Origin of the sequence: Candidatus Scalindua japonica (assembly GCF_002443295.1) — a bacterium.
GTDB lineage: Bacteria > Planctomycetota > Brocadiia > Brocadiales > Scalinduaceae > Scalindua > Scalindua japonica.
Genome location: NZ_BAOS01000004.1, coordinates 41,415 through 64,103, shown reverse-complemented (window position 1 = coordinate 64,103; position 22,689 = coordinate 41,415). Strand labels below are relative to the sequence as shown.

Annotated in this window: 16 protein-coding genes and 1 pseudogene; 14 read left to right on the top strand and 3 right to left on the bottom strand. The window is 39.4% G+C overall.

Translation table 11 applies throughout. The features are described from left to right. Window positions 1–10: 10 nt before the first annotated feature. The gene (locus SCALIN_RS21915; protein ID WP_162532116.1) at window positions 11–172 is read right to left on the bottom strand and encodes a hypothetical protein; all 162 of its coding nucleotides are present in this window, start codon (window positions 170–172) and stop codon (window positions 11–13) included. A 485-nt stretch (window positions 173–657) separates the two neighbouring features. On the opposite strand from SCALIN_RS21915, the gene SCALIN_RS02480 reads away from it, so the two are divergent. The 3 genes from SCALIN_RS02480 (at window position 658) to SCALIN_RS02470 (ending at window position 7,641) form a co-directional block, all read left to right on the top strand. Continuing rightward, window positions 658–2,664 carry a multiheme c-type cytochrome gene (locus SCALIN_RS02480; protein WP_162532115.1) on the top strand — a complete coding sequence of 669 codons (2,007 nt, stop codon included), beginning with the start codon at window positions 658–660 and terminating at the stop codon, window positions 2,662–2,664. Window positions 2,665–2,738: 74 nt separating this feature from the next. Then, window positions 2,739–6,347 carry a sister chromatid cohesion protein PDS5 gene (locus SCALIN_RS02475; protein WP_096892686.1) on the top strand — a complete coding sequence of 1,203 codons (3,609 nt, stop codon included), beginning with the start codon at window positions 2,739–2,741 and terminating at the stop codon, window positions 6,345–6,347. Beyond that, the gene (locus SCALIN_RS02470) at window positions 6,319–7,641 is read left to right on the top strand and encodes a MopE-related protein (protein ID WP_096892685.1); all 1,323 of its coding nucleotides are present in this window, start codon (window positions 6,319–6,321) and stop codon (window positions 7,639–7,641) included. Before SCALIN_RS02475 ends, SCALIN_RS02470 begins: the two co-directional genes overlap by 29 nt. A 509-nt stretch (window positions 7,642–8,150) precedes the next feature. Here the strand turns inward: SCALIN_RS02470 and SCALIN_RS02460 are convergent. After that, window positions 8,151–8,378 (bottom strand): hypothetical protein, encoded by a 228-nt coding sequence (locus SCALIN_RS02460; RefSeq protein ID WP_203415313.1) that lies wholly within the window; start codon window positions 8,376–8,378, stop codon window positions 8,151–8,153. 33 nt (window positions 8,379–8,411) lie between these two features. Here SCALIN_RS02460 and SCALIN_RS02455 point away from each other — a divergent pair, with 33 nt between their 5' ends. The 11 genes and pseudogenes from SCALIN_RS02455 to queC all read left to right on the top strand — a co-directional run bounded on the left by SCALIN_RS02455 (window position 8,412) and on the right by queC (window position 20,541). Further along, entirely contained in the window at window positions 8,412–9,446 is a 1,035-nt protein-coding gene (locus SCALIN_RS02455; RefSeq protein ID WP_096892683.1) for an IS630 family transposase, read from the top strand. A 501-nt stretch (window positions 9,447–9,947) separates the two neighbouring features. Continuing rightward, window positions 9,948–10,673 (top strand): annotated as a pseudogene (locus tag SCALIN_RS02445) (ATP-binding protein). 371 nt (window positions 10,674–11,044) lie between these two features. Next, window positions 11,045–12,595: a cobyric acid synthase gene (locus SCALIN_RS02440; protein WP_096892682.1), complete on the top strand. Its 1,551-nt coding sequence runs from the start codon at window positions 11,045–11,047 to the stop codon at window positions 12,593–12,595. After that, window positions 12,588–13,622: an adenosylcobinamide-phosphate synthase CbiB gene (gene cbiB, locus SCALIN_RS02435; RefSeq protein ID WP_096892681.1), complete on the top strand. Its 1,035-nt coding sequence runs from the start codon at window positions 12,588–12,590 to the stop codon at window positions 13,620–13,622. Before SCALIN_RS02440 ends, cbiB begins: the two co-directional genes overlap by 8 nt. 233 nt (window positions 13,623–13,855) lie before the next feature. Beyond that, the gene (gene cbiE, locus SCALIN_RS02425) at window positions 13,856–14,503 is read left to right on the top strand and encodes a precorrin-6y C5,15-methyltransferase (decarboxylating) subunit CbiE (RefSeq protein WP_096892679.1); all 648 of its coding nucleotides are present in this window, start codon (window positions 13,856–13,858) and stop codon (window positions 14,501–14,503) included. A 93-nt stretch (window positions 14,504–14,596) separates the two neighbouring features. After that, window positions 14,597–16,186, top strand: a complete 1,590-nt coding sequence (locus SCALIN_RS02420; protein ID WP_096892678.1) for a DEAD/DEAH box helicase — start codon at window positions 14,597–14,599, stop codon at window positions 16,184–16,186. 45 nt (window positions 16,187–16,231) lie between these two features. Beyond that, window positions 16,232–16,912 (top strand): class I SAM-dependent methyltransferase, encoded by a 681-nt coding sequence (locus tag SCALIN_RS02415; protein ID WP_096892677.1) that lies wholly within the window; start codon window positions 16,232–16,234, stop codon window positions 16,910–16,912. A gap of 122 nt (window positions 16,913–17,034) precedes the next feature. Then, the gene (locus SCALIN_RS02410) at window positions 17,035–17,454 is read left to right on the top strand and encodes a hemerythrin domain-containing protein (protein WP_096892676.1); all 420 of its coding nucleotides are present in this window, start codon (window positions 17,035–17,037) and stop codon (window positions 17,452–17,454) included. Continuing rightward, on the top strand, window positions 17,451–18,878 hold the full coding sequence (locus SCALIN_RS02405) for a DUF4139 domain-containing protein (RefSeq protein WP_096892675.1): 1,428 nt from the start codon (window positions 17,451–17,453) through the stop codon (window positions 18,876–18,878). Before SCALIN_RS02410 ends, SCALIN_RS02405 begins: the two co-directional genes overlap by 4 nt. A 224-nt stretch (window positions 18,879–19,102) precedes the next feature. Beyond that, the gene (locus tag SCALIN_RS02400; protein WP_096892674.1) at window positions 19,103–19,759 is read left to right on the top strand and encodes a radical SAM protein; all 657 of its coding nucleotides are present in this window, start codon (window positions 19,103–19,105) and stop codon (window positions 19,757–19,759) included. 89 nt (window positions 19,760–19,848) lie between these two features. Continuing rightward, window positions 19,849–20,541 (top strand): 7-cyano-7-deazaguanine synthase QueC, encoded by a 693-nt coding sequence (gene queC, locus SCALIN_RS02395; RefSeq protein WP_230406543.1) that lies wholly within the window; start codon window positions 19,849–19,851, stop codon window positions 20,539–20,541. 107 nt (window positions 20,542–20,648) lie between these two features. Here queC and shc read toward each other — a convergent pair whose 3' ends face one another. Further along, window positions 20,649–22,685, bottom strand: a complete 2,037-nt coding sequence (gene shc, locus SCALIN_RS02390) for a squalene--hopene cyclase (protein ID WP_096892673.1) — start codon at window positions 22,683–22,685, stop codon at window positions 20,649–20,651. Window positions 22,686–22,689 lie beyond the last annotated feature (4 nt).

The window sequence follows — 22,689 nt, the reverse complement described above, 5'->3', positions numbered from 1 at the left end:
TCTGTAGCTCCTAAAGCATGACGACAGCAATTGAAAAATCCACTTCTTTGGCTTCATAGCTTCTGCGGTAAAAAAGAGAAGCAATCTTCATCAGATATTTTCTTATACAATCAATAGCACCCAAACAACGGGCTTGTCCAACAAACGGTTCAGATTGTGGTTCGTCCCTCACACAATCTAACCTTATTCGTTAGGATTCGGCGAACGACGAACGGATATGAGTGATTATATAGAGAGCTGTTTAATATTTCAATACAGAAAAAGGTGAAAAGAGATTTGTCTTTTAAACCGAAAATCAATTTCTTAATTTAATAACATTGGTAGAAAAAAATGTTGAGGGGTATTCACCTGAAACAGTATTTATCTATCAGGTGAAAAGTATCTGTTTTCCTGACAGAAAAATTGTATAAACAAGATAAATCAACAAGAAAATCCACTTGAAATGTATACCGCTTAACGGTATGGTTGCAGTGTGCATAATATGCGTCGCGGACACTCATCAGAAATTTGTATAACTATGGGAATAAGAAATTTCCCTTTTAATTTTATGTAATACAATAAGATACATTTAAGTCGCTAATTTAAATACAACGCTTTTTCTTCACAACAATCATGGTTAGAAATAAAATCTCAGCATCATGGAATTTAATTGTATTTTTGATCATAGCATCCCTCATTGCATTTGATTTTGCCGGAGGACTTTATCTGTATTTTAGTCATAGCTTTTCTATCTTTTATCAATATTCACTCCTTTTTCATATATTCATTGGTCTTGCTCTGATAATACCTCTTGCCATTTACCTTTTTATTCATTCATATGATGTTCAGGATAAAAAGAATTTGAGGGGAAAAACAGTCGGGATGTTAAGCTTTATTGTTATTGCCATAGCATGTGCTACTGGAACTTATCAGACATTTGTCGGGTTTGAAAAAGGTAATTACTGGGTGTCTTACGTTCATTCATGGGTGGGCTTTGCCAGTATATTCATTATTGTTGCACATATTGTAACCGCCCGGTTTGGAGATAGATGGGCAAATGGAAAAAGAGAAAGCGCTGCAAATGTAAATTATCCTAACACTTTTGATACCGGAAAGGTATTGATAGTAACCACTGCCTCTTGCCTTGCTCTTTTTCTGGTAGTTGCATTACTGTCAGTTACATACAGAGGAATTGAGTATAAAAACGGCAGAACAGAAGCGTATACAATGAAATATGGCGATAATCCATTTTATCCCGGTGAAGCGATGACGGCTTCCGGTGAGTTTATCGATGCCAGACTGCTGGGTAATTCACGATCGTGTTCAAGTGTTGGATGCCATGAAGATATCTACAAACAGTGGTACTCTTCCGCGCACCGTTACTCATCAACAGATGTCTTTTACCGAAAAGCTGAAGAGTATTTTGTTGAGACTGAGGGGAAAGAGGCAACACGATATTGTGGCAGTTGCCATGACCCGGTAGCCCTGCTCTCCGGTGGTATTAACCCGGGTGAGGGATTTGATACCAAGTACAGTGAAGAGGGCTCATCGTGTATTGTCTGCCACGCTATCTCTAAAATCAGGCATTTAAAGGGGAGTGGCAGCTATCTCTTAACACCTCCTGAAAGGTATATCTTTGAGAACAGGGAGGGGTGGTTTTATGAAACGGTTAATAACCTCTTGATAAAGACCGCACCGGATATGCACAGGAAGGAGTATTCAAAGGAATTTTACGACTCTCCTGAATATTGTGCAACGTGTCACAAACAGTATATAAATGAACCAAACAGATGGGGGTGGGTAAAACTTCAGGACCAATATGGAGAATGGCTCTCCAGTCACTATTCCGGTAGAAACGACAAGGGGTTTAACAGAGATGAAGTAAAACTGTGCAGGGACTGTCACATGCCTCTTGTAGACTCAGACGACCCATCGGCAGGTTCTGATGGAAAGGTGAGGTCCCACAGGTTTATTGCCGCTAATACGGCCATACCGTGGCTGGATGGTGATAAGGAACAATTTGAACTTACAAGAGACTGGCTGAAAGGGCGTAAGATGCTGATTACGGTGTTTCAACCCAGAGATGACAATGCGTCCAGAAATACGGCATTTGTTGATAATGAGATATACAAGCTATCAGAGCCTGCTCCCTATGTAACCATGGGTCAGGAAGTGGACCTGAAGGTGATGCTTACCAATGCGGGCGCCGGACATGGCTTTCCCAACGGCCCTCTTGACATTTATGAGTCCTGGCTTGAAGTAAAGGTGGTAGACGGACAGAATAACGTTATTTTCTGGTCAGGGAAGGTTGATGATGATGATTATGTGGAAAAGGAGAATACAAGGTTCTTTTTTACCCTTGGTGTTGACCGTAAAGGAAGGTTGGTAGATAAACATAATCTCTGGCATATGATTGGGAGCGCCTATAAAAAGAAGATTATGCCGGGCGAGACCGATCTTTCATCACATAAGTTTGTTGTACCTTATTGGGTAAAGGGAGATATTACGGTTATGGCAAAGCTGAGATACAGGCGTTTCAATAAGTGGTTTACGGACTGGGTATTTGAGGATGAGGACATAAGGCTACCAGTGATCGATATGGCAAGAGCAACCGTCAGTATACCTGTGAGGATGAGGCCTGATCAGGAAGAAATGAAACAGCAGATGTCATATTCAGGTAACTAATGTGAGACATGAAGGCCTCAATAATTTAATTTCCCTCCTTTTAAAGGAGAGGTTTGGAGTGGTCGGATAATTTAATGATAAAAGCTTCTCTCTATCGCATTCTGCTTAATCCAGGTTTTATCTTTGTAATCCTATTCATTGCAACCGGCATAGTAATCATTAAACATGTATCAAGGGGTGAGGTTGAAGATATAAGCAGTGCGGGGAAAAAAACATTGGGCTCCATGAGTGATACTCTCTCTGATGACAAATCTGGAAAGGATGGTAGTGATAAATCAACAGGTATCGTGTTTAAAGATGTCACGTTGGAGTCTGGCATTGAATTCTTTCACACACAGGGGGGGAAGATGTTAAACGCGATATCAGAGGTTATCGGTTCAGGTGCGTGTATGGCAGATTATGATAATGATGGCTTTGTGGATATATACTCTGTAAATGGAGCCGGATACACTCATTATTATGGAAAGAAATGGTGGTGGTCTAAGGATCCATATAACACGCTCTATCATAATAATGGCGATGGGACTTTCACGGATGTTACGGAAAAAGCCGGTGTTGGAGATAAAGGATGGGGTATGGGCTGTGCCTTTAGTGATTATGATAATGATGGGAATCCTGATCTTTATGTTACAAACTATGGCGCAAATGTCTTATACCATAATAACGGGGATGGGACTTTCACGAACGTTACAGAAAAGGCGGGAGTTGGAGATGAGGGATGGGGGACTTCCATAGCCTGGGGCGATTATGACAATGATGGAAATCTGGACTTATACATTGCCAATTATCTTGTGTTTGACAAAACGATGAATCCCGGTGAACCAAACAGTGCGTATAAGATAGATATGCCATTGTTAATGGATGCAAAACTCTTTGAAGGTCAACGTAATGTACTTTATCGAAATAATGGTGATGGGACTTTCATGGATGTGACTGATCAAGCTGGTGTGGGTAACTCACCAGGTAAAAGTATGGGTGTAGTATTCTCTGATGTTAATAATGATGGCAATCAGGACATCTATATTACCAATGATAAATCTCGTAATGTTCTGTACCTGAATAATGGTAACGGAAATTTTACGGACATCGGAGGTAAACTTGGTGTGGATTCTCCCATGAGCGGAATGGCGGCGGCCATAGGTGATTATGATAATGATGGAGACATGGATATATTCTCTACCTATACCCAGGAAGATACAAATATACTTTATAAAAACACCATTTTAGATGGAAGAGGACAGTCTGGACTATATACTCATAATAAATTTGTTAATGCTACGATGGATGCAGGTCTGGGCGAAGATGTAAGTGTGGGATACTTTGGCTGGGGTGCTGATTTCTTTGATTACGATAATGATGGACATCTAGACATCTTTGTTGCCAATGGGCATGGAATGCCTGATTTCGATAATCCGAGATCAACTATAGGTCAAAAGAACCAGCTCTTTCGAAATAATGGTGACGGATCTTTTCTTGAAGTCTCAGGTAGTGTTGGCTACGGATTAAGGCCCATGGATTCGAGTAGGGGTGTTACCATGGGTGATTATGATAACGATGGGGACATAGATCTCTTTATAGTAAACAATAACACATATGCCTCTCTCCTCAAGAACGAAGGTGGTAATGCCGGCAACTGGCTTAATATTAAACTAAAAGGTACAAGGAGTAACCGGGATGCTATAGGGGCAAAGGTAAAGGTGATAACAGGCACAGTATGCCAGACAAAGGAAGTAAGAAGCGGCTCCGGATATTTATCTCAAAGTGATATGAGGTTGAATTTTGGTCTTGGCTCTCTCGACAAGGCTGACAGTGTTGAAATAAGATGGCCCAGTGGAATTATAGAGTCATTCAAGAAGGTAAAATCAAACCAGTTTGTTGCTATAGTTGAGGGAGACAGGAAATTCAGTGTTGTTGAAGCAGTTAAAAAGGCAGGTTATAAACATTTACCCGGAACTGAAAGTCTTACAAAACATAATAAAGAATTTATGAGTTCTGAGGTAAGACAGCAGGCGTTGTCAGCTCTTGGAAAAACAGGTGATGAGAGAGCGCTTAAAGCTTTACTGAAATGTTTACAGGACGAGGATACGGAGGTGAGGAGGGAAGCGGTAAAGGCACTAAAACATTTTGACAATGACCGAGCCATTGGACCGATTATTATTGCCATGGAGGATAGCGATGTGGGAGTAAGAAGGGAAGCAATAGCTACGTTAGGTTTTCTGATGAAGGAAGAACAGACAATCCGTAAATCTTCTGTCGAGAGAAAACGATTAGCCATTGCTCCACTTATAATGGCTTTAGAAGATGAAGATTCTGTTGTGAGACAGGAGGCAATTCGGGCGTTGGGGTTTTCAGAGAGCTATCGGGCCTGTATACCAGTAACCAGGGTACTGGATGACACCAATAAAGAGGTAAGAAGGGATGCGGCATTAACATTAGGGTTATTAAGAGATAAAAGGGCTATTCAATCCTTAATAAGGGTATTAAGGGATAATGATGAAGATGCCTCTGTAAGAGCTACAGCCATAATTTCTTTAAACCGGTTAGATAGTGACATTATCGTTGAACCATTAATAAAAGCATTAAATGATGATGACAGGCGGATAAGGCAAAAGGCTGCCTCTGTATTTATAGCCCTGCTTGAAAATGAAGAAGGGGTAGTGTTTAAAAAGAAACCGTCCATTGAACCTTTATTAAGTGCAATGAATGATAATGACCCAATGGTACGTATTGAGGTGATAAAGGCGATTGGATTAATTAAAGAGAGGCAGTTTAACAGCTATTTGATAAAGGCTTTATCGGACAACGATGATGGAGTAAAGCAAATGGCTGTTAAAGCAATAAGCACCATTGGAGACAAAGAGGCGCTGTCTCGTATTGAAGATGCCATGCAAGACAAAAACTGTGAAGTTCGTAAGGAAGCAACAATGGCTTTTAGTGTATTGAAAGGCCGTGAATCAATTCCATACCTGGTAAATATGCTGGACGACAGTAGCATCGAAGTTAAAAGGCAGGCAATTATATCGCTAGGGTCATTCAAGAACAGGAAGGTCATTAACGTTTTATTGGGAGTTATAAAAAATAAAGATGAAGATGCGCGTGTGAGGTTGAGCGCTCTTTCATCTCTGGTTAAAATCAATAAGGATCCGGCAATGTTTATAGACTTACTAGAAGATGATAATTACGAGATCAGAAAAGAAGCAGTGAGATGTCTGGGTGTTTTAAAGGATGAAAGAGCGATAGAGCCATTAAGTAAAAAAATAGTTGATGGCAATAATGAAGTAAGGCGGGAAACAGTGCTGGCTTTGGGGAGTTTTAAAAATAACAGGGTCTTTGACACTTTAGTAAAGGTATTACTTGATAAAGACGAGGACGATACAGTACGGTCTGGCGCGATTCAGTCATTATGCCATTTTGGTAATAGAAAGGCGCTGTTAAACCTGATTAAGGTGCTCAAGAACAGGGGAGATAATGTCAGGTTAGATGTTATTATAGCTTTGGGTGGTTTCAATGATGAATTGGCATTTAAACATCTTATGATGATAATAAAGAACAGACATGAAGATACCTTATTGCGTACTAAGGCGGTCATGGCAATAAGCCAGATGGGGAGTGAAAATGTGGTAGATACATTAATAAGCTTAATCCATCCAAAAGGTGTCAAATACAGATGTTTCCGGAACTAATCCAGAAAGCCTTACTATCGGCAACTACCAACTTGTCAGTAAAACGAGGGCTGGCCGCACAGATTATGACTATACCTTTCGCGCGGACATTACCAACGCCGGCACGGAAGATGCCCTGAGTGTCAGCGCGGACTTGACCAGCCTTGTCGCGACAACTACCGTAATAGAGGGGCATCTTACCTTTAGTGATATCACGGCAGGGGCCACTGACACATTCACTGTCAGGGTCGACCGAAGGTATCCCTATAATGAAGCCAATCTCAGCTGGGCAATTGACGCAACATTTGCCGGGGGAGGCGCGGACGATGATGGCGATGGCCATATAGCAGTGGAGGATGGCGGTGACGATTGTGACGATACCAACCCGAATATCCATCCCGGCGCGGCAGAGGTCTGTGATGGACTGGATAATGATTGTGATGGCCAGGAAGACGATGGACTGACCATTGATTCAGATGGTGACGGACACACTACAAAAGGGTCATGTTCAAGCACAAAGGACGACTGTGATGATAGCAATCCTGAAGTATATCCAGGTGCTACTGAGATACTTAATAATGGTATTGACGATAACTGCAACGGCGAGGTTGACGAAGATACTGTTCCTCCTAAAGTAACAATCACTTCACCAATTACTTTTACTACTGTAGGCAGCTCTCCGATTACGGTAGAAGGTACGGTGGTCGACCCGGATGCAACACTTACAGTAAATGGAGTTAACGCCTCTATTGGAGGTGGTACATTCAGTGTTGACGGTATCACACTTAAAGAAGGCGGAAATATAATTACGGCTACCGCTATTGATACTGCTAACAACGTAGGTACCGCTCATGTTAATATACATTTTGATTCCACACCTCCTAATGAAAACATTACCTTTCCTCAAGATGGATATGTGGCCACTGCATCTCCTATAACGGTAACTGGCAGTATAAACGATATTGTCAAAGGTACGGTAAATGTGAACAATGCTACTGTAGAAGTAAATGGGATCTCGGCGTCTGTATCAAATAATACATTTAAGTTTTCATTCCCGGAAACAACAGGAGATTTTACATTTGATTTTACATTTGAGGCCACCTATTCTGTAACTGTTCCGGCTGAAGCACGGATTGTGTTGATGCATTTCTTATCACGACATCTTGATAGTACTACCGCGAGAAGCATGGCGCTTAAGTTACAAAATCTTCAAGGCCGGGCGCTTGAAGGTATTAGTGATAGACTTAAAGCAGATATTGTTAATTTTATTCCATTGATTGATTCCAATTCGGGTGATTTAAGCGACAACAAATAATAGCGGTATTGAATAAAAAAGCTGGTGTTAAATATTTGACATTGCCTCTTTGCTCCATTTTCATTACAAAAACTTCATCGCTAGTACAGACAGCTCTGCCACAGTTCTTGGCATCGGTACTCTCATTCTTGGGTTTATTCCCCTTGAATTTCTCCCTTATCATCCAAGCGACTGCTTCCTGCAGTTCCCTACAAACGCCCAAACCAGACTCACGCCTCCTGCGCACACCGAACACCATCTACTCAGTAATCAGGTTTCTTGTAGGCTTATCCCATCGCCCCACAAATAGCAATGGTTTTGATGTCACTATAGGCTTTACGATGGATCAACAGAGGTTCAGTTTCATTCGTCTTTCTAACTCATACCTCGCCAGATTATATTCTAACTTTTTTCAACGCTCACGACCACTGCTCTTTACAGAAGCTGCTTGAAGTGGTTTGATACCGACACCTGAATGCCGATACCGAAGGGTCGATTCCTTGATCATTTGCATAGCTTAGGCTCAATCTTTATGGAGCAAAGGCTGCTTTAATTGTGCGCCTGCAGCGCACTTGCGGCGTTCCCTTCCCGGCCTTTGACTGTAGTGTGCCATCTTGCTTTTGTACTGGCATACCTAACCATCTCTCAACATACATCTTTACCCATTTCTCCTCTGAAACATACTCCACTGCTTTTAGCATCAGCACATGATCTATTTCATCAAAGAACTTGCTTATTAACCCGGCAATTAAATACATTGAAATTTTCTCTGGATATGTTATAATTGCTGCATGGAAAATATCGATGCACGAAAACTTTCAACAGAAACCCAGCAACAAATACGTAACCAATCAATTCGACTCAGAAAGTCTGGAAAAACCTACAGAGAAATATCAGAGATTACCAGTATTCATCTAAATACTATTGCCAGATGGTGTAAAGCTTATCAGCGTAAAGGTGCTAAAGCTATTCAAATTAAGAGAAGGGGTAGACGAGTGGGTAACTGCCGAACATTGACCCCGGAGCGAGAAAGAGAAATCCAGAAAATTATTTATGAGAAGTGTCCTGATCAGCTTAAATTTTCTTTTGCATTGTGGACTCGTAAAGCAGTTCAGCAGTTAATCAAACAACTCTGTTGCTTTGATATGCCGGTACGAACTGTAGGTGAATATTTAAAACGATGGGGTTTTACGCCTCAAAAGCCATTACGCAGAGCTTACAAGCAGAATTCTAAAGCCGTTAATGAATGGCTGGATAAAGAGTATCCTGCAATTGCACAAAAAGCTAAAAAAGAAAAAGCAGAAATCCACTGGGGAGATGAAACGGGACTTTGTAATGACAGTTATCACGGCAGAAGCTATGCACCACGAGGGCAAACACCCGCGATTCGTCTTCACCCCAGGTGCAAACGGGTGAATTTGATTTCTACAGTTACGAATCAAGGCAAGGTAAGATTTATGGTATATAAGGATAAAATGAATTCTAGTACTCTTATAAAATTTATGAAACGCCTTATCAAAGATTCAACAAGAAAGATATTTCTGGTTCTTGATAATTTAAAGGTTCATCATAGTCACATTGTAAGGAATTGGCGACAAAAGCATAAAGAGCAAATAGAGGTTTTCTTTTTACCCTCTTACTCCCCGGAGTTAAATCCAGATGAGTATTTAAATTGTGATTTAAAAGCAGGTGTACATTCCAAAACGCCTGCAAGAACAAAAGAGCAACTCAAGAATAAGGCAATATCTCATCTGAGAAAACTTCAAAAGTCTCCGGGCAGAGTAAGGAAATACTTTAAACATCCAAAAATTGCGTATGCTGCATAGTCAATCTATTTAATTGCCGGGTTAATATGTCCATATCTATCACCCAGTCATACCTGTAGCAGTTCTGTTTGACTCGATCTATGGCTTGATGTGCACTTTTCAATGGTCTGTAACCATATGAATTCTCATGAAAAAGACAGTCTATCCTCTTCTCCATGTAGTCCTTCACTACTATGGCTCAGTCCGACTTCCGTTTCACGTCTTTTACAAACGTTACCCCGAAACGGATATCCCGTGTTCCGTAATAAAGCCAAACTTTAAGTCATGTCGCCTGTATAACGGTGGGCACATACCCAGTAAACAGGTTTCCGCCATGTTAAAGAACTCCGTTCTTTAACTTCACGGCACAAGCAGGGACCGCAAAGGAATTGTAAATGATGACAGTGAATCGTAGTTGCTCCATTCATTGAAATTTCGTTGCCTGACATAGGTATGGTGGCCCTGGGGAGCTCGATAAATCGAGCAACTACAGAATGGGGAATAAATCATATTAAAATCTAAATGATATTTATCATAAAGTCAATAATAGAGACGAAAGAGCGTTCTTTTTGTTTTTTTCCTGAATTACGAGTATTGTTGGATCGTAAGCCTCTACCCGCAAAATTTCTTATTCTGGGAAGCGCTTCACCTGGCCTCTTACGTCAATCCTCAGAATCTCTTGCCGGTCGTCAAGAGATTGTTGAAGTAGGTGGTTTTAGTTTAGCGGAGGTGGGAATAGGGAATGCCTCTCAATTTTGGGTACGGGGTGGTTTTCCATTGTCTTTTCTCGCTAAAAATGATGTAGATAGTTTTGCCTGGAGAAAAAGTTTTATCAGGACCTTTCTTGACCGGGATTTGAGAGAACAGGGAATTGATATACCCACAGTAACATTACACCGTTTCTGGTCGATGCTTGCAAATAGTCACGCGCAAATATGGAAAGCAGCGCCTATTGCTTCTTCATTAGGAATTTCAGAGCCTACGGTTAGAAAGTATTTGGATATTTTTAGCGGCGTGTTTATGGTCCGCCAGCTTCAGCCCTGGTACGCGAATATTTAGAAGCATCAGGTAAAGTCACCAAAAGTTTATATTCGAGATAACGGTGTATTACACTATTTGCTGGGCTTAAATAAGGAAGCGGAAATTCTACGTCATCCTCATTTCGGAGCATCATGGGAATGGTTTGTAATAGAAGATAATATTCGTACCGTTGAGCCAGATGATGTTTATTTTTGGGCGACACAGTAAGGGGCTGAGATCGATCTTATTATTTTCAAGGTAGGGCAAATGTTTGGTATTAAAGTAAAACATTATATTTTTTAAGACGTGGATGCTCTCTTTTCTATTGTAGTTTTCCCTTTCTCTTTATACTTTTTTTTTGATAAGATACAACGTTAAAAAAGCACTCACCACTCCTAGGACAAAAGGTGCCGAGTACAGGAAGATGCTGAGAGCGCAAAGATCGACAAGAAGAAAGAAAACAATAATACCCCATAGGAAAGCATGAATGACAGGAAGAGTTTAAAATCCAAGGCTTTGTTCTGTATATTTTCTCCTGCATTCCTTAGCGGAATATGTTGTTACATTTAGGTTTTATGGTTTAGAGGAGTTTTCTTTGTATGGCAAAGGCCATCATGGTACAGGGTACGGGATCAGATGTTGGAAAAAGCATTCTAGTATGCGCATTATGTCGTATTTTTCGACAAAACGGCATGAATGTGGCGCCATTTAAGGCGCAGAATATGTCCAATAACTCATATGTGACGGCAGATGGAAGAGAAATGGGGAGGGCTCAGGCCGCACAGGCAGAGGCTGCGGGTATCCTTCCTGAAGCAGAGATGAACCCTGTCCTTCTAAAACCGTCAGGTAATAATGGCTCACAGATTATAACGATGGGCAGGCCGCTCAGGCATATGACTGCTCATGAGTATTATGAGAATAAAGAATTGATGCTGGATATTGCGAAGAAGGCATATGAATCATTAAGCGATAAAAACGATATTATTGTCATCGAAGGAGCCGGCAGCCCGGTTGAAATTAATATTAAGGATAATGATATAGTCAACATGAAGATTGCAGAGATTGCTGATGCGCCGGTAATACTTGTTGCAGATATTGAACGGGGAGGGACGTTTGCATGGATAGTGGGTACGCTGGAGTTGCTGAACAGCAATGAAAGAGAGAGGGTGGTTGGAATAATTATAAACAAATTCAGAGGTGACATGGCAATATTAGAATCCGGAATTAAGATGCTGGAAGAGAGGATTAAGAAACCAGTATTAGGAGTATTGCCATATTTTACAGATATAGATATTGATGATGAAGATTCAGTAAGCCTTGATAAAAGAAATAAAGGACAGGAATCATCGAACCTCAAAATATCAGAAGCTCAAATAGATATTGTTGTCATAAGACTACCGAGAATTTCAAATTTTACCGATTTTGATATATTTAAGAGAGAAAAAGATATACGTGTAAGGTTTATTGATAAAGCCCAGTCAATTGGTAATCCGGATTTAATTATCTTACCGGGTACCAAAAACACCATAAGTGACTTGAAATTTATTAAAGATAATGGTATCGCCGATGCGATTATTGAACTCGAAAAAAAAGGAACTATGGTTATCGGAATTTGCGGGGGTTATCAGATGCTTGGTAAAGTGATCCGGGACCCTGAAAATGCGGAATCAAAAACAAGTGAAACAGGAGGGCTTGGACTTATCGATGTAAGCACGTTATTTAAATTACAGAAGAATACATATCAGGTAAAAGCAAGACTTTATGATAATGGGCCGTATATCTTAAAAAACTTAAATACTGAAAAGGAATTAAAAGGTTATGAGATCCACATGGGGGAGACGGAGCTACTCAACGGCACATCACCGTTTTTAAAAATAATAGAAAGATCTGATAAGGAAGTGTGTATGAATGATGGGGCAGTCTCCAATGATGGAAACATAATTGGTACATACTTACACGGTATTTTCGACAATGTTGAGTTCCGGTTTCAGCTTATTAACCATCTAAGGACAAATAAAGACCTTTCTCCTATATCACCTGAGGAGCTGAGTACAGATGATAAGGAGAAGCAATACGATAAACTTGCTGATTTAGTTCGAAAACATATAGATATGGATTTGATTTACAAGATTATTAAATATTATGGATGATTATTTGCCGGTACAAATTGGCCTTGCCTTCCTTCTGGACATCCTCTTAGGTGACCCAAGGTGGTTTCCCCATCCTGTCAGGATGATAGGAGTGTGCATAGAATATACAGAGATGACACTGCGCAAGCTGGTGCCTTCAGAGCGTGTAGGGGGTGTATTTCTTACTCTCATTATTGTTCTGGGTACGTATCTGGTTACTTACCGGATCTTAATCTTTTTTTATGAATTAAGGTGGTCCCTCGGAATTCTTGCCAGCATTCTTATAATCTTCTTTTCATTGTCCACGCGTGATCTACTAAAGCAGACTGGTAATGTATTGAAAGCGCTCAAAGCCGGCAAACTGGAAAACGCACGCAAGAAACTTTCCAGAATTGTCGGGAGAGACACACACAACCTCAATGAGCAGCAGGTCGCTGCGGGATGCATTGAGACATCAGCGGAAAACAGTGTTGATGGTATAATTGCACCTCTGTTTTATGCCTTTATTGGTGGGCCCGCGCTGGCAATGGCATATAAATCAATTAACACTCTTGATTCCATGGTTGGATATAAGAACGAAAAATACCTTAATTTCGGCTGGGCATCGGCGAAACTTGACGATATTGCTAACTTTATTCCGGCAAGGATTGCTGCTATAATACTACCTATCGCTTCATTTATCTGCGGTGCTGATTATTCTAACTCAGTGAAAATAGTGAAGAGAGACGGTCAGAAACATCCAAGTCCAAATAGTGGAATCCCTGAAGCCGCTATCGCCGGCGCGTTAGGTATCAGGCTGGGTGGACCATATAAATACAATGAAACGCTATCAAACAAACCATTTATAGGAGATCCTCAGAAAACTGTTTGTATTGATGATATTCGCAGTACTGCAAAAATAGTTATGGTATCAGCAATAATTTCAGTTACCATGGGTATTGCATTTTTATTGATTGGCGGCTATCTTTCGATTAGTGGAAACAATTTTTTACAGGGAATCTATGAATCATCGTCAGGAAGAATATTTTATAAAATACCTGATTTCTAGAGTTACCGCCTACGGCAGACTTGACAAGAAAGCATGTCATTCTGAAGGAGGAAAGACTCCTGCCCGAAAGACATTGTCAGGCGGGGAAGAATCTCTTCTCAGAAACCTTATAAACCTTGCAAAACATAATCGCGTGTTAGAATAAACGTAATCAAATGAGTGTTAAGAGAGATGTTATCCTGATCAACGCTTTTTATATTTAAATTAATTAGAGGAATAAAGAGTTTTAAGATTTGGCAAAAAAATTTATAAACAAGATTACTATTGTTGGTTGTGGTCCCGGTTCTAAAAAATATTTAACCGGTTATGCCTTGCAGCAGATCAACAGCGCTGAAGTATTAATTGGCAGCAGAAGGCTTTTGTCACTATTTCCTGACGCAGATCTAGATACATATGTGCTGAACAATAATTACAAATTACTTCTTACAAGAATTGTGTCATTAAGCAAAAGAAAAAGAGTTGTTGTTCTTGTAAGCGGTGATCCGGGATTTTTCAGTTATGCAAAACTGATAATTGATAAAATAGGTATTGAAAATTGCGAAGTAATTCCCGGTATAAGTTCTGTTCAGCTTGCATTTGCCAAAATAGGGAGGACCTGGAACGATGCATGTTTTATAAGTTTGCAGGGACGATCAGGAAAGCTTGCTTCAGTTGTAAAAAAAATCATAGAAAATGAAAAAGTTGCAATTTTAACTGATAATGCTAACAGTGTTAAGCTTATCGCCAGAAAATTAATAGATTCAGGTTTAAAAAGCAGGAAGATATATGTCTGCGAAAATCTTTCTTTAGAAAAAGAGAGAATTAGAGAATTTGATGTATCTTCAATAATGAAAATACGGGTCAGTGACTTAACGGTAATTATAATCCTTGATGAAAGCTGATGTTAATATGAATAAATAAATTTAAATAGCTATTACCAAACAATTTATAGTATATTACGCGAAAGAAAGTTGTAAAACCTTTGTGGAGACAAAATGGAGAAATTAGAAAAGTTTAAGAATCTGGGATTATCTGATCAAACATTAAAGGCACTGAAGAAGAAGGGGTTTGAAGAACCCACTCCAATTCAGGAAAAATCAATACCTATCCTGCTTAAGGGAGAATGTGATTTGATTGGTCAGGCACAAACCGGCACGGGAAAAACAGCCGCATTCGGACTTCCCATTATTGAACAGATAAAAGAAAAGTCAAAGCATACTCAGGTTCTTATTCTTGCACCAACAAGGGAGTTGGCAATTCAGATTTCTGACGAATTAAACTCATTAAAAGGGAGTAGAAAATTACATATAGTGCCAATATATGGGGGGCAGTCCATAGACTTGCAGCTGAGAAGTTTGAAGAAAAGAGTTGATATAGTGGTAGGAACTCCGGGCCGCGTAATAGATCATATTAAAAGAAAGAGTATGAATCTCCAAGGAGTATCTCATTTGGTTCTGGATGAAGCGGATGAAATGTTGAATATGGGTTTCCTTGAAGACGTAGAGATAATAATGAATGCTACCAACAAGGAAAAAATAACAATGCTCTTTTCCGCTACAATGCCTAAGGAAATATTACGTATAGCTAAAAAATATATGAAGGGTTACGAATTTGTAGCAATTAAAAAAGAACAGTTAACTGCTAACCTGACTGACCAGATATATTTTGAAGTATCGACAGGGGACAAATTTGATGCTCTATGCCGGATCATAGATATTGAGCACGATTTCTACGGTCTGATATTCTGTAGAACCAAAGTTGATGTTGATAAAATAGGAAGGCGCCTGGTTGAGCGAGGATATGATGCTGACGCACTGCACGGTGACATATCTCAGTATCAGAGGGAAACAATATTGAATAAATTTAAAAGGAAAAGAACTAATATTCTGGTGGCTACAGACGTTGCCGCGAGAGGTATTGATATCAATGACCTTACACATGTAATTAATTTTTCCCTACCTCAGGATCCTGAATATTATGTCCACCGAATAGGAAGGACTGGAAGGGCGGGGAAAGAGGGTACCGCTATAACATTTGTTACACCGGAAGAGTACAGAAAACTTTTATTTATTAAAAAAATAACAAAAGCTGACATTAGAAAAGAAAAAATACCCAATGTTAAAGATATCATTGATTCTAAGAAAAAACGGATTAAAACACAGCTTAAAAATATTATTAAAGGCGATAAACACGGTGAATACATTAATATGGCACAGGAGCTTCTGGATGAACAGGATCCTGAAACCATTATAGCCGCCCTTCTTAAACATTCATATCAGGATGAACTGAGTGGAAAAAGTTACAGCGAAATCAAAGATATATCTGTTGATAAGGCTGGAACCGCAAGGCTATTTGTTGCGCTTGGTAAATCTGACGCAATAACACGTAGTAAATTGTTGAAATTATTGGAACAGAAGGCCAACATAGAAGAAGGCAAGATAGATGATGTTAAAATATTTGATAATTTCTCCTTTATCACAGTTCCTTTTGAAGATGCTGAAATAATTTTACATGTTTTTAAGAAAGAAGGTAAAGGGAAGAGACCGATCGTTGTAAGGGCCAAAAAGAAAAAGTCAAGAAAGTGACTTTTTGTATTATCTGCTTAGCAGGTGAGTGGAGTATTAGACAGAATGATAAAACATAGATTGCCATTTTCAATTCGAAATATATTAATTTTTCTGGCTCTTTTACTGTCTCTGTTTTCCACATATATTTCAGCACAAGAAAGGCTTCCCGGAGAGCTTTTTCCTCCTGACAAGATTTTCTTACTTGAAGAACCCAGGGATTGGCAGGATATAGAAGCAATCATGGGAAGATTGCATATTGAAGAAGGCAATATTGTTGCTGACATCGGCGCAGGTTCCGGTTATTTCACTATACCATTAGCATCAAGGGTAGGGGACAAGGGTCTGGTTTTTGCCGAAGATATTCAAATAGAGATGATTAATTACCTCTCCAGGAAAGTTGAGGCACTCGATCTGAAGAATGTTAGAGTTGTATTTGGACAAGTAGAAGACCCTTCACTTCTGGATAATTTTTTTGATCTAATCTTCCTTGCAAATACATATCACGAACTGGAAAAGCCTTTCTTAATATTAGAAAATATAAAGAAAGATTTACGGTATTATGGTAGATTCGCAATCATTGATTGGGACCCTGCGAAGAAATCTCCTTTTGGCCCTTCGATAGAAGTAAAAGTGCCGGAATACACCGTAATCAAAGAGTTAGAAATGACCGGTTTTGAATTAGTTGAAAAACATAACTTCATGCCATATCACTATTTTTTAATATTCAAAAAAAAGCATAACTAATAGTATTTTTTATTCTGAAATCCTTCTATAAAAGAATGGAGGGGGGGGGGTTAACAGTTAATTGAACAGGTCTTACAATAGGAAGTTGTACTATAAAACACCTGTATTGAGAGGAGTAAAAGATGTCAGCACTAATTGAAAAGTTCAAGAAAGAACATTCTGAGATCGTAGCCATTCTCAAAGATGTTAAAAAACTTGGCATTCATTCGGAAGAGGGAAGGTCTAAGCTCATGTCCGCAAAAGAGTATCTGCTTGAACATCTTAGAGAGGAAAACGAAGAGCTTTATCCTGTTCTCAGGAAAAATACAAAGCATAATAAGAACCTGAAGAAAGATTTAGAAATTTTTGCAATAGAGCCGGAGTATGTATCCAGAGTAGTGTTAGAATTTTTTGATAAATATTCTGAAGGAACGATTAATAAAGATTTTCAGATAAATTTTGAAAGCCTTTTTACTGCTCTTAATGCGAGAATAAGGAATGAAGAAGAAGCGCTGTATCAGGAATATGAAGAGATTATGAAAAAAATGGGAGGTGTATCGTGAAAGTTAAGCTACTTATAGCGTTATTTGTGGTAATGTCATTTTTCTCAACAGTAAAAGCAGAAAATGTAGAGGTCGCTAAAAGTACAATTGATGATCAGATAGGTGTGGAGGTTGCAGTATACAATAACAACATCGGGATCATTAAGGATACTCGTAAGATCATGTTACCTTCCGGTGAAGGTGAGTTAAGGTTTATGGGTGTCGCGTCTAGTATAATGCCTGTTACGGTCCATGTAGAATCATTGAACTATCCAAATGACTTATCTGTCGTTGAACAGAATTATGAATATGACTTAATAAATGCTGATAAACTTCTGGACAAATATGTAGGCAAAAAAATCAAAATTATAGTCCGGAACGAGTATCAGGATAGGAAAGAGATTGTAGAAGCAGTCTTACTGAGTAACAACAACGGTCAAATTTACAAAATTGATAATGAAATCTTTGTAGGACATCCAGGTATCAAAGTACTACCGGAAATACCTGAAAACCTTATTGCAAAGCCAACATTAACATGGCTTTATGACAACACTTCTACAAAAGAACACCATATTGAAGTCTCATATCTTTCTAATAATATAAGCTGGAAAGCGGACTATGTAGTTGTACTGAACAAGGATGATACCTCTTCGAATATATCAGGATGGGTTACGCTGGATAACAAAAGTGGTGCTACATATAATAATGCTCGACTGAAGTTGATTGCCGGTGATGTTCACAGAGCCACACAACCATCTAGAAGGAAAGCGGTCAGGATGGATTACTCGATGGAAAGTGTCCAGGCAGCGCCACAGTTTCAAGAAAAAGAATTTTTTGAATACCACATGTATGATTTACAGAGAAAGACGACCATCAAAGACAAACAGACGAAACAGGTCAGCTTGTTGGAGGCTTCAGAAGTAAAGACACAGAAAGAGTTCATAGTTGAAGGCTCGCAAGGAATTTTTATGAGACAATACCGGGGAAACAATCCGAAACAACCGGTAAACGTTTATGTCAAATTTGTTAATAGCGAAGGTAATAACCTTGGAATCCCAATCCCTGGGGGTATCATGCGGTTGTATAAGATGGACGATGAGGGGAGTTTACTGTTTATTGGTGAGGACAGGGTTGAACATACACCGAAAGATGAAGAGGTTCGTCTCAAAATAGGTAAAGCATTTGACATTGTAGCGGAACGAGTACAGACAGATTATAAACAGAAATCGTCTAGACGCCATGAATCAGAATGGGAAATCACACTTAAAAACCGTAAAAAAGAAGATGTCGTTGTGAGTATCCTGGAATCTCTGTCAGGAAACTGGTCGGTGATAAACAGCAGCCATCCGTATACTAAAATAGATGCTTTTACCATAAGGTTTGATGTTAATGTACCAAAAGATGAAGAGGTTAAGGTAAAATACAGATTGCGGGTGGGTTTGTAATAATGGTAGACGGCCGTGATGACGTATATTAAAACAAGGTCACAATCACTGTACTCCAAATGAACATGGCTTAGCAATAGATGGTTTTTTGTCTTTATTTCCTGACATAGTTAACGTCTGATAAGATATCTTATGTTATGTTGGCGATTTTTCTACATTTTTATTATTTGAGAACAGTAGTATAAATCCCGCTGTAAATTAGTCTTAGGTAATGCATTACCATTATGAGCAAAAAAGAGCATCACATACGGGTCAATGAAATATTTAAGAGTATTCAAGGTGAATCTACCTATGCCGGTATCCCATGTGTATTTGTCAGACTTACTGGTTGCAACTTACGGTGCTCGTACTGCGATACAACGTACGCCTATAATAAAGGAATTGAAATGTCACTTAGTGACATAATAGGTACTATTAATAGCTATGAGTGCAGAAATGTCTGTATCACAGGCGGAGAACCCTTATTACAGGAGAATATCAACAACCTGATAAATCTGTTGTATAAGGACAGTTTCAATATTTATATAGAAACTAACGGCAGCCTGAACATTGACACATTACCTGAAGGAGTCGTAAGGATCGTTGATATCAAGTGTCCTGACAGCAGAATGGAACCGGAAATAGACTGGAAAAATATTAAGAGACTTAGACAGAAAGATGAAGTAAAATTCATAATATCATCTAAGAGTGATTATGAATGGGCAAAGGGAATTACAAAGAAACACAAAATAGCAGATAGAACAACCGTGCTGTTCGGGTTTGTATATGGAAAACTTAAACCAAAAACCCTTGCCGGATGGATATTGAAAGATGGGTTAGATGTGCGCCTTCATCTTCAATTGCATAAGATTATCTGGCCGGATAAAATTAGAGGTGTATAATAGATAACATCCGATATCCAGATATCAAAACACGAAACAGTAATAATCCAATTATTTGAGGACAATCTCCTACTTATAGAAAGACAAAAATGAAATCCATAGATATGTCAGCAAAAAATCTTGCCGTAGTCCTTTTAAGCGGCGGCCTTGACAGTTGTGTGACCATGGCTATTGCCAGGGAGGAGTACAACATCGCCCTGCTTCATGTCGGTTATGCTCAACGGACGCAAACAAGAGAATATAACTGCTTCCGTTCTATCGCAAGATATTACAAAATACCTGAGACAAGAACCCTTGCACTTGAACTGGATTTCTTAAGGAAGATCGGAGGTTCATGCCTTACTGATCCCAACATACCTGTAGATAAAGATACTATACATGAAAAAATTCCCACTTCGTACGTACCTTTCAGGAATACTCACCTGCTATCAATAGCCGTTTCCTGGGCTGAAGTTATCAACGCAAATAAAGTATATATAGGCGCCGTTCAACAGGACAGCCCGGATTATCCTGATTGCAGGGCTGAGTACTATGATGCCTATAATAAATTAGTGGAAGTGGGCACAAAGCCATCAACTAACATAAAAGTGATTACCCCCCTGCTCAATATGAGCAAAACCGAGATAGTCAAAAAAGGACTTGAACTGCAAGCCCCCCTGCAGCTCACATGGTCATGTTACGAACGCAATGACAAGGCCTGCGGCCACTGCCAAAGCTGCCTCCTCCGCCTGAAGGCTTTTGAGGAAGCAGGGGTTAAAGACAAGATACATTATGCTTTGTAAGATAAATGAATTTGGTGCAATACGTTATTCCATGAAGGATGTGATATTTTTGACTTGGTCTCTCGAAAGAGAGGTTTAGCAGGGCATGAAATGCATACAAAACTAAATCACTCAATCAAATTTCGATATCTACTCAGTGCCAGAAGAGGAAAGTAGCTTCGATACATATGGTATCTGAGGTAAAAAATCTTTGGGAATCCTGTGCCGGTAAACTCTTCCTCGTCCCATGTTCCGTCCTCTTTTTGAGTATTTATTAAATACTCAATACCTTTTTTTACTGCATCAGAATCTTTCTCTTCGGTACATAAGAGAGCTAATATTGCCCAGGAAGTTTGAGAAGCGGTGCTCCTGCCCATAGCGCTGAGAGATGTGTCCCAGTAAGACTTACACGTCTCACCCCAGCCACCATCTTCATTTTGGAAATCTATTAACCATGATGCCGCTTTTCTCACATAATCCTTCGTCATGTCTTCTTTTATTGAGTGTAGTCCGGATAGTACAGACCATGTTCCGTATACATAATTAGTACCCCAACGACCAAACCAGGATCCATTTTTCTCCTGCTCCTTTTTCAAAAATTTAATGGCCTTTTTTGCGGGAGAAAATTCCATGTCATATCCTAATTTACCCATCAAATCCAGAACACGTGCCGTAAGATCACTCGTACTGGGATCAAGGAGTGCATTCCAGTCAGCAAAAGGAATGTTATTAAGAATTGTTCTATTATTGTTTTTATCAAAAGAACCCCACCCACCATCATTACACTGCATACCCATAAGCCATTTGAAACCCCTCAGGATTGCCTGTTTCTTGCGCTCCTTATCAGGCAGATCTAACAGCTGCAACGACATCATTACAACCGCAGCATCATCATTATCCGGATAGAATTCATTTGCGTGTTGAAAATACCACCCGCTTGGTTCCTTGACAGGGTTTTTCATACTCCAATCCCCAAAGCTTTTGACCTCCTTTTCGAGCATCCACTCCCCTGCATTAACTAAAGCTGGATGATCATTCGGCAAACCGGATTTTAAGAGCGCCATAATCGCCCATGGCGTGTCCCAGACAGGTGATACACAGGGTTGTAAAAACATAGTATCATGATCATGTACTGCCAGATGCTCTATATCTTCTATTGCTTTTTCTACAACAGGGTTTCCATCTTTATACCCAAGGCATTTCATAGCCATTAATGAATTGACCATAGATGGCCATATTGCCCCCAGGCCTCCCGACTTTTCCAGGCGTTCCAGCATCCATTTTTCCGCCTTATCAATAGCCATCTTCCTTAAAGATTGAATAGGTTGATTCTCATATCTTCTAAGGAGAGTATCAAAGTTTATAAACATATTCTTGATTGTTAACCTGTTCTGGTCTCTTTTCAGTCGATAACTGACTTTACTCTTTGGTATCACATATAATTCATCTAATGCCGCTTTATCACCAATGAAACTCCTTGGTCTATTAGCCATTATAATACCTAAAGGGACGACAATACACCTGGACCAATATGACATTTCATAGATGTTAAAATAAAAGAATTTTGGCAGAAGGATTATTTCTACCGGTAATGCGGGAATGCCTCTCCAGTCAAATTGTCCAAAAATAGCAAGGTATATCTTGGTGAATGTATTACACTTCATTATTCCACCAAGTCTCAGAATACACTCTCTGGCCTTTTTCATATAAGGTTCTTCATTCGAATGACCAGCTAATTTAAGCGCGAAATAACATTTTACAGAGATACTGATATCACTAAAACCATCATGGTATATACTCCAACCACCGTCTTTTTCCTGTTTTCTTATTATATACCTGATAGCTTTTTCCTGCTTTCTGGTATCAATCCTCTTTAAAAAGTGCATTAACATTAAATATTCCGCGGTTAATGCGACATCTCCCTCAAGCACACCGGCCCAGTATCCTGCATGCTCCTGTTCACCAAGTAGATGAGTTTGTGATTTTTTAATAGTAACATTTAATTTGCTATCAGGTGAAGATTCGCCAGAAAAACCCTGGAGTTGCCTCTCGAAACTGAGTTGATCTGAAGTGATTTTAGGCAGGTAATAGCCATTCTTACCTTTAATTATTTTGTTACTTATATTATCTACTGTTTCTATTAAATCAATCAGAAGTTTTGCCATTTTT

Excerpts from the sequence above, each read along its gene's own strand:
- queC (WP_230406543.1), top strand. The coding sequence starts at position 19,849 with ATGAAATCCATAGATATGTCAGCAAAAAATCTTGCCGTAGTCCTTTTA.
- cbiB (WP_096892681.1), top strand. The coding sequence starts at position 12,588 with ATGGATGATTATTTGCCGGTACAAATTGGCCTTGCCTTCCTTCTGGAC.
- SCALIN_RS02420 (WP_096892678.1), top strand. The coding sequence starts at position 14,597 with ATGGAGAAATTAGAAAAGTTTAAGAATCTGGGATTATCTGATCAAACA.
- SCALIN_RS02410 (WP_096892676.1), top strand. The coding sequence starts at position 17,035 with ATGTCAGCACTAATTGAAAAGTTCAAGAAAGAACATTCTGAGATCGTA.
- shc (WP_096892673.1), bottom strand. The coding sequence starts at position 22,685 with ATGGCAAAACTTCTGATTGATTTAATAGAAACAGTAGATAATATAAGT.
- SCALIN_RS02400 (WP_096892674.1), top strand. The coding sequence starts at position 19,103 with ATGAGCAAAAAAGAGCATCACATACGGGTCAATGAAATATTTAAGAGT.
- SCALIN_RS02415 (WP_096892677.1), top strand. The coding sequence starts at position 16,232 with ATGATAAAACATAGATTGCCATTTTCAATTCGAAATATATTAATTTTT.
- SCALIN_RS02460 (WP_203415313.1), bottom strand. The coding sequence starts at position 8,378 with ATGTATTTAATTGCCGGGTTAATAAGCAAGTTCTTTGATGAAATAGAT.
- SCALIN_RS02455 (WP_096892683.1), top strand. The coding sequence starts at position 8,412 with ATGGAAAATATCGATGCACGAAAACTTTCAACAGAAACCCAGCAACAA.
- SCALIN_RS02440 (WP_096892682.1), top strand. The coding sequence starts at position 11,045 with ATGGCAAAGGCCATCATGGTACAGGGTACGGGATCAGATGTTGGAAAA.
- SCALIN_RS02475 (WP_096892686.1), top strand. The coding sequence starts at position 2,739 with ATGATAAAAGCTTCTCTCTATCGCATTCTGCTTAATCCAGGTTTTATC.